This window comes from Staphylococcus lloydii (genome assembly GCF_015775975.1).
Taxonomy (GTDB): Bacteria; Bacillota; Bacilli; order Staphylococcales; family Staphylococcaceae; genus Staphylococcus; species Staphylococcus lloydii.
In genome coordinates this window covers 2,238,955-2,251,442 of record NZ_CP064056.1, presented here as the reverse complement: position 1 = coordinate 2,251,442, position 12,488 = coordinate 2,238,955, and the positions used below count along the sequence as shown (strand labels likewise).

Here is a 12,488-nt window from a genome sequence, read left to right as displayed (position 1 = left end):
CTGTCATGAGAGATAAATTATTAAATTAATTTTTTAAGAGAATAGGAGAGATTTTATAATGGCTAAAGAAAAATTCGATCGCTCAAAAGAACATGCCAATATTGGTACTATCGGTCACGTTGACCATGGTAAAACAACTTTAACAGCTGCTATCGCAACTGTATTAGCAAAAAATGGTGACACTGTAGCACAATCATACGACATGATTGACAACGCTCCAGAAGAAAAAGAACGTGGTATTACAATTAATACTGCTCACATTGAATATCAAACTGACAAACGTCACTATGCTCACGTTGACTGCCCAGGACACGCTGACTATGTTAAAAACATGATCACTGGTGCTGCTCAAATGGACGGCGGTATCTTAGTAGTATCTGCTGCTGACGGTCCAATGCCACAAACTCGTGAACACATCTTATTATCACGTAACGTTGGTGTTCCAGCATTAGTTGTATTCTTAAACAAAGTTGACATGGTTGACGACGAAGAATTATTAGAATTAGTTGAAATGGAAGTTCGTGACTTATTAAGCGAATACGACTTCCCTGGCGACGACATTCCTGTAATCGCTGGTTCTGCATTAAAAGCGCTTGAAGGCGACGCAGAATACGAACAAAAAATCTTAGACTTAATGCAAGCAGTTGATGACTTCATCCCAACTCCAGAACGTGACTCTGATAAACCATTCATGATGCCAGTTGAGGACGTATTCTCAATCACTGGTCGTGGTACTGTTGCTACAGGCCGTGTTGAACGTGGTCAAATCAAAGTCGGTGAAGAAGTTGAAATCATCGGTATGCAAGAAGAATCAAGCAAAACAACAGTTACTGGTGTAGAAATGTTCCGTAAATTATTAGACTACGCTGAAGCTGGTGACAACATTGGTGCTTTATTACGTGGTGTTGCACGTGAAGACATCCAACGTGGTCAAGTTTTAGCTGCTCCTGGTTCAATTACACCACACACTAAATTCAAAGCTGAAGTTTATGTATTATCAAAAGACGAAGGTGGACGTCATACTCCATTCTTCAGTAACTACCGCCCACAATTCTATTTCCGTACTACTGACGTAACAGGTGTTGTTACTTTACCAGAAGGTACTGAAATGGTTATGCCTGGTGACAACGTTGAAATGGACGTTGAATTAATTTCACCAATCGCTATCGAAGACGGTACTCGTTTCTCAATTCGTGAAGGTGGCCGTACTGTAGGATCAGGCGTTGTTACTCAAATCGAAAAATAATAAACTGTAGTTTCTAAAACTATGTTTAAAGCCTCCTTTATGGAGGCTTTTTTTATTATATATTGATTTGTTCTGTCGGTCATAAGTGCGATAATTTATCCATGTTGCTAGCTTTGCTATTTATAAAAAAGACGCTTTCTATTGTCATTTAATAGAAAGCGTCTTTTTGCGTTTATGTTAATAATTTATTTATGATTTTTTGATAACTTGTTCTAATTCTAAAATTCTAAGAAATGTACTTACTGCATATTTTAATGATGATTCATCTATATCAAAGTAAGGACTATGATGCGACGCAGTTATATTTTTTTGTGGGTTGCCACAACCTGTTAAAAAGAATGCCCCAGGGCGTACTTTTAAATAGTGTGAAAAATCTTCACCTATCATCATGAGTTCTGAATCGTTAAATCTAAAGTTTAAATCATTAGCAGCCGTCTTAATTGTGTTATAGGATTTAGGGTTATTATGCAACGGTAAATAGCCGCGTACATAATCTAAAGTATATCTTATATCATTCGCTACGGCTAATCCTGCTAATAGTTTTTCCATTTTGTCTATAACGTGTTGTTGTACTTCGGTATCGAACGTACGTACAGTGCCTTTACAATATGCAGCATCTGGAATGACGTTGTCTATACTACCAGCTTGAATCATACCGAAACTGACGACAGCTTGTTTGACAGGATCTATTGTACGAGAAACAATTTTTTGTGCGCTTAGAATAAATTCTGCCAATACTACGACAGGGTCTATCGTTTCGTGTGGTTTTGCGCCGTGACCGCCTTGACCTTGAATTTTTATGCTGAATTCATCTGGTGATGCCATCATCGCACCTTCTCTGGAGTAGATTTTGCCTGTTGGATAACCACTCCATAAATGATTACCATATACTCTATCTACACCTTTAAGGCAACCATCATCAATCATTTCCTGAGAGCCACCAGGCATCATTTCTTCTCCGTATTGGAAAATAAGTACGACATTACCGTTTAAATATTCAAGATTGTCGTTTATTATTTCTGCGACTGCTAATAAAATAGCTGTGTGCCCATCGTGGCCACAAGCATGCATCACACCATCATTTTTCGATTTAAAGTCATGTGTAGTAAGTTCTTCGACAGGAAGTGCATCAAAATCTGCACGTAGTGCGATGGTTGGACCGTCACCAGTACCGTTAAATTTTGCTACAATCCCGTTACGACCAACAGGTTCAGTAATATCGCATGACCATTGTTTTAATTGATTTACGATAAATTCATGTGTATGTAGTTCTTCAAATGATAATTCAGGATATTGATGTAAATATCTACGAATTTGAATCATTTTATCTTCTTTTTTATTCGCAAGTTGATACCAATCAAACAACGTAAGCCCTTCTTCCTAGTGCAATTTAACTACATTATAACACGATATATAGTAGGCGGTACACGTTCATTATTTAACTTTGAGACAAACGTGTTAGTGCTTTTATATTAAGTGAAAATAAGGTATTATTGTCATAGTAGATAGATAACTCAAAGGGGGATTTAAAGTGGTACAATCACTTACTGACTTTTTATCAGAAAATATTAACTATTTGAAAGATAATGGACTTTATAATGAAATTGATACAATTGAAGGTGCAAACGGCCCTGAAATTAAAATCAACGGCAAAAATTATATCAATTTATCTTCAAATAACTATTTAGGACTAGCAACAGACGAAGATTTAAAAGAAGCAGCAAAAAATGCAATAGATACACATGGTGTAGGTGCAGGTGCTGTACGTTCAATTAACGGTACATTAGACTTACATGATGAACTAGAAGAAACATTAGCTAAATTTAAAGGTACAGAAGCAGCAATCGCATATCAATCAGGATTTAATTGTAATATGGCAGCTATTTCTGCTGTAATGAATAAAAATGATGCAATTTTATCTGATGAATTAAACCACGCGTCTATTATTGATGGTTGTCGTTTATCACGTGCAAAAATCATTCGTGTAAACCACTCAGATATGGAAGATTTACGTGCGAAAGCCAAAGAAGCTGTAGAATCAGGCCAATATAACAAAGTAATGTATATTACTGATGGCGTATTTAGTATGGATGGAGACGTTGCAAAGTTACCTGAAATCGTAGAAATCGCTGAAGAATTTGGTCTATTAACATATGTAGATGACGCACATGGATCAGGCGTTATGGGTAACGGTGCAGGTACAGTTAAACATTTTGGTTTACAAGATAAAATTGATTTCCAAATTGGTACTTTATCTAAAGCCATCGGTGTTGTAGGTGGTTACGTTGCTGGTACACAATCACTAATCGATTGGTTAAAAGTACAATCAAGACCATTCTTATTTTCAACTTCATTGGCACCTGGAGACACTAAAGCCATCACTGAAGCTGTGAAAAAATTAATGTCTTCTACAGAATTACATGATAAATTATGGGAAAATGGTAATTATTTAAAAGAAAACTTACAAAAACTTGGTTTTGACATCGGTCAATCAGAATCACCAATCACACCTGTTATTATTGGTGACGAGAAAAAGACACAAGAATTTAGTAATCGTCTTAAAGAAGAAGGCGTATACGTTAAATCAATCGTCTTCCCAACAGTTCCAAGAGGCACTGGTAGAGTGAGAAATATGCCTACTGCAGCACATACAAAAGCAATGTTAGATGATGCAATTGCAGCATTTGAAAAAGTTGGTAAAGAATTAGATATTATTTAAGCATTCATTTTTAAGAAATTATAGTCGAGATATAAGTAACAGCAAGAAACTTAACATAGTTTCTAAGCACTACTTAATGTCTCGACTATTTTTATATATTGTGAGGTGTTGAAATGGATTTAATTATAATAAGAGGCAATTCTGGTAGTGGTAAAACCACAATTGCAAGGGCATTACATAATGAACTAGGCGAAGATGCGTTATTGCTTTCACAAGATGTTGTAAGGCGAGAAATGTTGCAAGTGCATGATCGCCCGGGCAATTTAGCTATATCACTTATCCAACAAATTGCACTATATGGCATAAAACATTGTAAATATGTCATTATAGAAGGTATATTCAACAAACAAAAATATAATAATATGCTACAATCATTAATTTCTTTACCCGAAGTCAATGCACATATTTACTATTTTGATTTACCTTTTGAAGAAACTGTATGTCGACACAACACTAAAGGAGACACTGATTTTGGAGAGGAAAAGATGAGATCTTGGTTTGTGGCACATGATTATTTAGGCAACCCTCAAGAAAAAATGTTAAATGAATTTATGAATCAAGAAAAAATTTTAGCAAAGATAATAAGAGAATTAAAAAAAGCTTAAGCCGTATTTATAATTTACAGCCTAAGCTTTTATCGCTTTAATGGTTATCATTTGTTTCTTTGTGCTCACGTTCAGCTTTTGTTTGCATAAATGGTATTGCACACCAAAGTATATGCAGTAAAATAGTTAAAATTACCAATACTATTGGAATGAACACTTCTATAATACTAATGTCGACAACAAATGACACGATGATAAATGCAGTTATTGATGGTAATGAACATATAACTACAAGTGATAATAAGACGAATTGTAACACTTGTGTGGCGAAAGTGTTGAATATATCAAGTATAAGAATACCGATATAGAATAATGTGATTAAGACAAGTAATACTACAATCCAGCCTTCAGAAACACCACTCTGTCTTTCAATATAGTGTTGATATGGTGTTAGAGTCGGTAAGATAAATATAATCATTGTTGCTAACCACGCTAAAATGCCAAAGAAAGTGAAGAGAATTTTAGATAGATTTTTATTCATCGTTATTGCCCCCTAAATTGTTGCTTAATAGTCGTTGCTAAATAAGCTACAATTGTTTATGTCTTGTCGTGAATTGCAACATCTTTATTATTTAATATACCCAAGTGATAAAAATTGTAATCACTTACATTTACTACTGACATGATGGTGATTTATGTGCTATATTCAACCTAATATATACTATAAATAATGTCTTTTAAGGGGATCATATATGGATGAATTGTCACGGTTGCATTTTACTACGCCGCGTCTTATCATTAGACCGTTAGCTAAAAATGACTATGAAGCTTGGTTAAAAGGTTTTAAAGATAGACTACCAGCACAATATAAGCATGATAAAGGTCAAATAGATATGTCTGATGCCACGGTTGGCTGGTTTCATGACTTGGTAGAACGCCAAACGAAATCTGTTGAACAAGATGACTTGTATATTTGGGGTGTTTTTGACCGTAATAATAATCACTTAGGAATGTTAGATATAAAAACGTTGAGTAGAGATAATTTTCAATGGGCTGAAATTGGTTATTTTATGCATAATCAGTATTGGAGAAATGGCTATTGTTATGAAGCTGTAGCAGAATTAGTCTTTCAAGCTTATGAAACGTTGAAATTTCATAGAATCGAAGCACACGTTAACATTGATAATGAACCGTCTATAAATTTATTAGAAAAAGTAGGTTTTAAGTTTGAATGTTTACGTGAAGGTTTTATTTATGAAGATGGGAAATGGACTGACAACTATGTCTACTATATAAATACACATAATAATGACTTGAACGAGGAGGCGTAATGAAATGGCAGAATTTAGAGAATTAACGATGGGCGATGAAGAGCTGTACTGTAACTATATGGAAGAATGGCTAGATAATGATGAACAGATAGTTCCAACTGTTACTAACATTGCTAAGTATAACGATTTTGAAGACTTAGTGCATAAATTAGAAGATAATAAGTCACACGATCAAAAGGTTGATAATACCACACTATTTTTAATTGGCGAAGAAATCATTGGCGCTGCAAATATACGTCACAATTTAAACGACGCACTGAAAAAACATGGTGGCCATATAGGTTATGGCGTGCGTAAAAAATATCGTCAACAAGGATATGGCACAAAAATCCTTAAAAAGTCATTAGATTACTTATCCAGAATCGGTGTTCAAGAAGCATTAATTACTTGTGATGATGATAATAAAGCATCGGCGACTGTAATTTTAAATAATGGTGGCGAAGAAATTGAATCATATCAACATGATGATGGGACAATCACACGTAGATTTATGATAGAAATCGCCTAGACTTAATCAGTAATATGAGCTTAACGCATTCTATTTATGCGTTAAGCTTTTTTTACGAAAAACTTTTCATCAACCTATAATAAGTATACGTTGAAAGCGTAATCAAAATTAAAAGACTTTGCTTATTTTTTAAAGTATAATGACATTTAAATAAATTATGAAATAGAAAGAGGGATTGCATGTCAAAGGTTATTCAAGACATCAATGAGGCATTCGATGATTTAAAAGATGGGATGACCGTGTTAGCGGGTGGATTTGGACTATGTGGTATACCTGAGTATGCTATTGAAGCTATTCGTCATAAAGGAACAAAAGGTTTAACGGTAGTAAGTAACAACTGTGGTGTAGACGATTTTGGGCTTGGTAGACTGTTAGAACATCAACAAATTGATAAAATGATAAGCTCATATGTAGGAGAAAATAAAATTTTTGAACGCCAATTAATTAATGGCGAGTTAGAAGTAGAATTAACACCGCAAGGCACATTAGCTGAAAAGTTACGGGCTGGCGGTGCAGGCATTCCGGCGTTTTATACTAAGACGGGAGTCGGCACACGCATTGCAGAAGGAAAAGAAACACGTGAGTTTGATGGCGAAAATTATTTAATGGAACGCGCAATTAAAGGTGACTATGGCATTGTTAAAGCGGCAAAGGCGGATACATTTGGTAATTTAGTATTTAATAAAACAGCACATAACTTTAATCCGTTATGCGCGATGGCTGCTAAAATAACTGTTGTTGAAGTCGAGGAAATCGTAGACATTGGTAAAATTGATCCTGATGATGTTCATTTATCGGGTGTTTATGTCGATTATATTTATTTAGGACAAAATTACGATAAACGAATTGAAAAACGAACAGTTAAGGAGGCTAATCATGGATAAAGCGACACAAAGGACAAAGATTATACAACGAGCAGCTCAAGAAATAAAAAGTAATATGGTTATTAATTTAGGCATTGGCATGCCGACTTTAGTAGCTAATGAAATTAATGACCACGTTGAAAATGTTTATTTTCAATCTGAAAATGGTTTGCTTGGAATTGGTCCATATCCAACTGAAGCGGAAGTAGACCCAGATTTAATCAATGCTGGTAAAGAAACAGTAACTGCTGCTAAAGGTGCTTCTTATTTCGACAACGCTGAATCGTTTGCCATGATTAGAGGTGGACATATTGATTTAGCAATTTTAGGAGGCATGGAAGTATCCCAAAAAGGAGATTTAGCTAATTACATGATTCCAGGAAAGTTAGTTAAAGGTATGGGAGGCGCTATGGATTTAGTCGTTGGTGCTCAAAAAGTTGTTGTGATTATGGATCATATGAATAAACACGGCGAATCAAAGATTAAGAAAGTGTGTGAGTTACCTTTAACAGGAAGTGAAGTAGTGCACACGCTGATTACTGATTTAGCTGTATTCCATTTTGAAAAAGGTGTTATGAAATTGGTCGAACTTCAAGAAGGTACAACGCTTGAAGATGTAGAAAAATATACCGATGCAGACTTTGAGAACCATTTAGCATAATTTATAAAAATACAGTCACTATGCTTTGATAAAGATGTAAAATTTTAAACGCTTTATATTGATACATAGGAGGTTTGTTTTATAGTGCGATTTATAAGTGAACAGCAGCAAGCTGACTTACTAGATATGGCAGAAGTTGTCGAAGCAGTTGAAGAAGCATTGCAAGCCTATTCTGAAGGACAAACTGAAAACCCTCTACGCCATGTATTACCATTTAATGAGGACAATAAATATTTAGTGATGCCGGCATTGTCGGACAAGTTAGGGATAGTAGGGCTAAAAACAGTAACATTTGCACCTAATAATCCGCAACAAGGGAAAAATACCATCGTAGGTTCAGTTATTTTGTCAGATTATGATACAGGTGAATCGTTGGCAGTCTTAGAAGGCGCATATCTAACTAAAATACGTACAGGTGCAATTTCTGGTGTAGCTACAAAATATCTTGCGCAACAAAATGCCAAAACGTTGTGTGTCATTGGTACGGGTGAACAAGCTGAAGGTTTAGTCGAAGCGGTTCTTGCAGTGAGAAATATTACGCATATACAACTATTCAATCGGACTTATGATAAAGCAGTCACTTTTGCTGATAAACTAGCAGCGCAATACGATATAACTGTAAAAGTATTTAAAGATGTTGAAGATGCGATGCATAATGCTGATATCATTGTAACTGCTACAAATGCTACATCACCAGTATTTCAAAATGCATTAACAAACGGTGTACATATCAATGCGGTAGGTTCTTTTAAGCCAGATATGCAAGAATTACCATCAGTCGCCTTACAACAAGCAGACAAAGTCGTTGTTGAATCAAGTGATACGGCGTTAGAAGAGACGGGGGACTTAATAAATCCTATTGAAGAAGGTGTCTTTAAAGCGAGTGATTTATACGGAGAATTAGGCAATATCGTAGCAGGTAGGCTTGAAGGTAGATTGAAAGATGAGGAAATAACTGTTTTTAAATCGGTAGGACTAGCTATTGTAGATATCGTCGTAGCTAATTATTTTTATCAAAAATTGCTTAAATCAGATAACTAATAAAAAAGTGTAATTACGAAGAATAAAATCGTAATTACACTTTTTATGTGGAACATTTTATTTAATAGGGTTCATGCCTTCTTGCCAATCAGCGTATAATAACTTTCCACCTTGTTGTCTAAATTTTTGGTTGCTCGCGCCACGCTCATGATCAGCGGCTGGTTCAATATTTAGTGTTGGATTAACATTTAATAATTGTGCATACCATTTAGCCCATGCTTCTCCGTCTACAGGGTTATCATCAGTGACATTATATATACCTGGTTCAAATGATAAGGCTTGAATTGCTGTCTCCACAGCATCGTCAATATGAATAAATGATTGGATACCATTAGACATTGATACAGAACCATCGATAAATTGGTTATATATCATACCATCCTTACCAAACCAAGTTTCGGGACCATAAAGTAAACCGTAACGTAAAATAATATGATGTGGAATACGTGCAGTTTCTTGTTCTAATGCTTCTACACCATCTACAGTTACTTTTCTTTCGCCAGTCGATTGATAATCAAGAGGCGTTTCTTCAGTCGCTAAACCTTGACCACCTTCATAAACAAAAGCAATGCTTTGTGACTGAATATGTTGCACGTCGTTATTTAGTGCTGCCGTTACTATATTTTTTGTGCCTTCTATTCTAACACGTGTATTAGCTGACATATCGGCTTGTTTTAAGTCAGTAATCTCGTTAATAATAATGTCCGGTTTATAACTAGCAATAGCAGACTCAACTGTATCTGCTTTTAATACGTCACCTATAAAACCAGTAACGCCTTGGTCTTCTAATTTAGCTTTACCTTGTTGGGAACGTGTTAAACCAGCAACCTCATATCCTTCTTCTAATAAGCGTTTTGTTAATTTAGTACCAATGAGACCTGTGGCACCTGCTACAAAAATTTTTGTCATGTTAAAAACACCTTCCATTTTAAATTGTATAACTAAGATTCGTATTTGAAATATATCCAATGCGTTAATCTTAAAACGTTTTAGTTAGAAAAATTAACTTAAATTACTATAGTATTATATGATAAATAACTATATGATGTATAATATTAAATGTTATATTCAAAATAAAAAGCGCACATAATTATTAAAGAAACAAGGAGTAAAGAATGGAACAACAATTATATACTATCCCGAAAATAGAATTACATTGCCATTTAGATGGATCAGTAAGTATAGATTTACTTAAACAACTAGCTCTGGAACAAAGTATTTCTTTAAATGAGCACAATCTTTATGTTGATCAAAATTGTGAAAACTTGGAACAATATTTACGTTGTTTTGATGAAATACAAAAAGTATTACAAACTGCCGATAGTTTACAACGCTCTGTCGTTGATGTCGCGGCACAAGCGGTTGAAGATAATGTTAAGTATATTGAAATTAGATTTGCGCCTTTATTCCATATGGAAAAAGGTTTAAGTATAGATGAGACGATTCAAGCCGTTGTTGAAGGCGCTAAACAAGCAATGTCCCAATATGATATAAAGATTAATATTTTAGTATGTGCTATGCGTCAACATAGTCATGCAGTTAACAAAGATTTATTTAACCATGTGCTTCAAGGTGATAGTACACATATTGCTGGTATAGATTTTGCTGGCCCTGAGGCAGCTTTTCCACCAGAAAAAATTCAAGAAGCAGCACAATATGGTGTTGAGAAAGGCTTAAATCTAACCCTTCATGCTGGTGAATGTGGTTGCATTCATAACGTTGTACAATCGATTAAATTAGGGGCAAAACGTATTGGCCATGGCGTTGCGATTAATAATGACGCACAAGTATTAGCAGAAGTAAAAACGCAACAGGTGTTATTAGAAATCTGTCCAAATAGTAATATACAAACTCAAGCTATTAAAGACGTTAGGGAGTTGAACATACCTTATTTAGTTTCACATGGTATTCCTTTTCTAATAAATACGGATAATAGAACAGTGACGCAAACAACATTGTTGGCAGAGTACGACTTATTACTTGAATCACAACAACTGACGATGAAAGATATAGAGAACATCAATAAACATGCTGTAAAACATACATTTTTATCACCAAATGAACAAGAAGAATTACTACAAAAGATGAAATAATAATAAAATACTATAAATAACAAATTACTTTGCTTATAATGAATATAAGTATAAATTAAGTAGGGCGTAAAACGAGGTGTATATATGGGCGTAATAATTATTATCTTGCAAGTACTACTTGGGATAATATTTATCATAACGGGGTCTAAAATTGTGTCGGGGGCTATGAATGAAGATTTTGTGCGCATGGGGTACCCGCAATTCTTTAATCAAGTTACTGGAGCAATTGAATTATTAGGCGCTTTAAATATGTTGTTTGGCATTTTTAATCCTTATTTAGCTATGGGGGCTAGTGTTTTATTAGGATGTACAATGTTAGCAGGTGCTTTATCATTAATATTTTTAGCTAAAGATCCAATAATAAAAGCGTTACCTGCAACGATTTTATTATTGCTTAATGTTCTAATATTTTGTTATTACATATAAAAAGCGATATCACTAAACCTAATAAAGACAAGGGTCTACACTAGAATATAGTAGGATAAGTAGGCAACAAAATAGCGATTAAACTGAGATAGTTTAATCGCTATAAGTATATTTATTCATTTAATTGTGGCTCTAAATTATAAATATTTTGTATTGTGCCATCTGAAATAACTTGATCTAATACATTCACAACTTTATTTGCAATTTCTGCAGTTGGTACACCAATAGCATGTACTGGATAATCCAATTTAGTGATATGTGGAATATTATCATAAGAATAAATTATCGGTTGATTACGGTCCAAGTCTATCGCATTTAATGTACCAATTGTAATATCATAACTACCACAAATCACGCCAGGAGCAAGGTCGTGTTGCGCATAAAAGTTTTTGACGGCTGATTCTGTTTCTAACGCAGATAAACCTTGGGAATCAATGAGGCGATAATAGATATGATGTTGTTGGCAATAATCGACAATGGCATTTTTTTTAGCTACTTGTCTTGAGTCAGTGGTATTAATATCACCAATATAATCAATTTGTTTAACGCCTTTAGCGAGTAAGGATTCGATAGCCATGATCATCGCTTTATTGTGGTTAACGTTAATAATAGGATAGTCGATTTCTCTATCAACACCATATGCTACAACGGGTATATTTTGATATACATCCGCAGGTAAATTCGTACTCGGGCCTTCGTCGAAAATAATGATGCCATCACATCCAAACTCAAGAAATTTCTTGGAAGCAACCGCGATATCATCGATGGATAATATCATGACATAACCTAATGATTTAAGTGCTTCATTAATTTCAGAAACTAGATGAGTAACGGCAACGCGATCAACGGATGGCCATATAAGACCAATAGTGTTGCTACGCTTAGAAACAAGTGCACGCGCGGAATGGTTAGGTATATAATTCATTTCGGCGGCTTTTTGTTGTATGTATGATTTAGTATTCGGTTTTACAAGTGGTGAATTTTTTAATGCTTTACTAACTGTCGAATAACTTACACCACAGGCTTTTGCGACGTCTTTGAGTGTAACTGCCATA

14 protein-coding genes are annotated in these 12,488 nt (G+C 34.7%); 10 read left to right on the top strand and 4 right to left on the bottom strand.

All coding sequences use genetic code 11. The features are described from left to right. Positions 1 to 58 precede the first annotated feature (58 nt). Positions 59 to 1,246: an elongation factor Tu gene (tuf, locus tag ISP08_RS11115; protein ID WP_048792370.1), complete on the top strand. Its 1,188-nt coding sequence runs from the start codon at positions 59 to 61 to the stop codon at positions 1,244 to 1,246. A gap of 189 nt (positions 1,247 to 1,435) precedes the next feature. Here the strand turns inward: tuf and ISP08_RS11110 are convergent, their stop codons facing one another. Continuing rightward, positions 1,436 to 2,611: a M20 family metallopeptidase gene (locus tag ISP08_RS11110; RefSeq protein WP_195718673.1), complete on the bottom strand. Its 1,176-nt coding sequence runs from the start codon at positions 2,609 to 2,611 to the stop codon at positions 1,436 to 1,438. Positions 2,612 to 2,777: 166 nt separating this feature from the next. Between ISP08_RS11110 and ISP08_RS11105 the strand changes: the two genes are divergently transcribed. Together ISP08_RS11105 and ISP08_RS11100 are read left to right on the top strand one after the other, a co-directional pair. After that, on the top strand, positions 2,778 to 3,965 hold the full coding sequence (locus ISP08_RS11105; protein WP_195718672.1) for a glycine C-acetyltransferase: 1,188 nt from the start codon (positions 2,778 to 2,780) through the stop codon (positions 3,963 to 3,965). 113 nt (positions 3,966 to 4,078) lie between these two features. Next, the gene (locus tag ISP08_RS11100) at positions 4,079 to 4,570 is read left to right on the top strand and encodes an AAA family ATPase (protein ID WP_195718671.1); all 492 of its coding nucleotides are present in this window, start codon (positions 4,079 to 4,081) and stop codon (positions 4,568 to 4,570) included. 37 nt (positions 4,571 to 4,607) lie between these two features. Here the strand turns inward: ISP08_RS11100 and ISP08_RS11095 are convergent, their stop codons facing one another. Then, the gene (locus tag ISP08_RS11095; RefSeq protein ID WP_048792373.1) at positions 4,608 to 5,051 is read right to left on the bottom strand and encodes a hypothetical protein; all 444 of its coding nucleotides are present in this window, start codon (positions 5,049 to 5,051) and stop codon (positions 4,608 to 4,610) included. Between the two features lie 211 nt (positions 5,052 to 5,262). On the opposite strand from ISP08_RS11095, the gene ISP08_RS11090 reads away from it, so the two are divergent. From ISP08_RS11090 to ISP08_RS11070, 5 genes are all read left to right on the top strand, one after another. Then, positions 5,263 to 5,841, top strand: a complete 579-nt coding sequence (locus tag ISP08_RS11090; RefSeq protein WP_195718670.1) for a GNAT family N-acetyltransferase — start codon at positions 5,263 to 5,265, stop codon at positions 5,839 to 5,841. Between the two features lie 4 nt (positions 5,842 to 5,845). Beyond that, positions 5,846 to 6,349, top strand: a complete 504-nt coding sequence (locus ISP08_RS11085) for a GNAT family N-acetyltransferase (protein ID WP_048792375.1) — start codon at positions 5,846 to 5,848, stop codon at positions 6,347 to 6,349. A gap of 179 nt (positions 6,350 to 6,528) precedes the next feature. Continuing rightward, positions 6,529 to 7,233, top strand: coding sequence for a CoA transferase subunit A (locus ISP08_RS11080; RefSeq protein ID WP_195718669.1), 705 nt, complete (start codon positions 6,529 to 6,531; stop codon positions 7,231 to 7,233). Beyond that, positions 7,226 to 7,873, top strand: a complete 648-nt coding sequence (locus tag ISP08_RS11075) for a 3-oxoacid CoA-transferase subunit B (RefSeq protein ID WP_195718668.1) — start codon at positions 7,226 to 7,228, stop codon at positions 7,871 to 7,873. Before ISP08_RS11080 ends, ISP08_RS11075 begins: the two co-directional genes overlap by 8 nt. Before the next feature lie 84 nt (positions 7,874 to 7,957). Next, on the top strand, positions 7,958 to 8,914 hold the full coding sequence (locus tag ISP08_RS11070; protein ID WP_195718667.1) for an ornithine cyclodeaminase family protein: 957 nt from the start codon (positions 7,958 to 7,960) through the stop codon (positions 8,912 to 8,914). Positions 8,915 to 8,971: 57 nt separating this feature from the next. Here the strand turns inward: ISP08_RS11070 and ISP08_RS11065 are convergent, their stop codons facing one another. Then, complete coding sequence (locus tag ISP08_RS11065; protein ID WP_195718666.1) at positions 8,972 to 9,823, bottom strand: NAD-dependent epimerase/dehydratase family protein; 852 nt, start codon at positions 9,821 to 9,823, stop codon at positions 8,972 to 8,974. A 206-nt stretch (positions 9,824 to 10,029) separates the two neighbouring features. Here ISP08_RS11065 and add point away from each other — a divergent pair, with 206 nt between their 5' ends. Both add and ISP08_RS11055 read left to right on the top strand, forming a co-directional pair. Then, positions 10,030 to 11,007, top strand: coding sequence for an adenosine deaminase (add, locus tag ISP08_RS11060; protein WP_195718665.1), 978 nt, complete (start codon positions 10,030 to 10,032; stop codon positions 11,005 to 11,007). An 84-nt stretch (positions 11,008 to 11,091) separates the two neighbouring features. Continuing rightward, positions 11,092 to 11,433: a DoxX family protein gene (locus ISP08_RS11055; RefSeq protein WP_195718664.1), complete on the top strand. Its 342-nt coding sequence runs from the start codon at positions 11,092 to 11,094 to the stop codon at positions 11,431 to 11,433. 112 nt (positions 11,434 to 11,545) lie between these two features. Here the strand turns inward: ISP08_RS11055 and ISP08_RS11050 are convergent, their stop codons facing one another. Continuing rightward, positions 11,546 to 12,487: a LacI family DNA-binding transcriptional regulator gene (locus ISP08_RS11050; RefSeq protein ID WP_195718663.1), complete on the bottom strand. Its 942-nt coding sequence runs from the start codon at positions 12,485 to 12,487 to the stop codon at positions 11,546 to 11,548. Position 12,488: the final 1 nt, after the last annotated feature.

Bases quoted from the DNA above. Each gene is read 5' to 3' on its own strand.
- ISP08_RS11055 (WP_195718664.1), top strand. From the start codon at position 11,092: ATGGGCGTAATAATTATTATCTTGCAAGTACTACTTGGGATAATATTT.
- ISP08_RS11080 (WP_195718669.1), top strand. From the start codon at position 6,529: ATGTCAAAGGTTATTCAAGACATCAATGAGGCATTCGATGATTTAAAA.
- tuf (WP_048792370.1), top strand. From the start codon at position 59: ATGGCTAAAGAAAAATTCGATCGCTCAAAAGAACATGCCAATATTGGT.
- ISP08_RS11085 (WP_048792375.1), top strand. From the start codon at position 5,846: ATGGCAGAATTTAGAGAATTAACGATGGGCGATGAAGAGCTGTACTGT.
- ISP08_RS11065 (WP_195718666.1), bottom strand. From the start codon at position 9,823: ATGACAAAAATTTTTGTAGCAGGTGCCACAGGTCTCATTGGTACTAAA.
- ISP08_RS11075 (WP_195718668.1), top strand. From the start codon at position 7,226: ATGGATAAAGCGACACAAAGGACAAAGATTATACAACGAGCAGCTCAA.
- ISP08_RS11095 (WP_048792373.1), bottom strand. From the start codon at position 5,051: ATGAATAAAAATCTATCTAAAATTCTCTTCACTTTCTTTGGCATTTTA.
- ISP08_RS11090 (WP_195718670.1), top strand. From the start codon at position 5,263: ATGGATGAATTGTCACGGTTGCATTTTACTACGCCGCGTCTTATCATT.
- ISP08_RS11100 (WP_195718671.1), top strand. From the start codon at position 4,079: ATGGATTTAATTATAATAAGAGGCAATTCTGGTAGTGGTAAAACCACA.
- add (WP_195718665.1), top strand. From the start codon at position 10,030: ATGGAACAACAATTATATACTATCCCGAAAATAGAATTACATTGCCAT.
- ISP08_RS11050 (WP_195718663.1), bottom strand. From the start codon at position 12,487: ATGGCAGTTACACTCAAAGACGTCGCAAAAGCCTGTGGTGTAAGTTAT.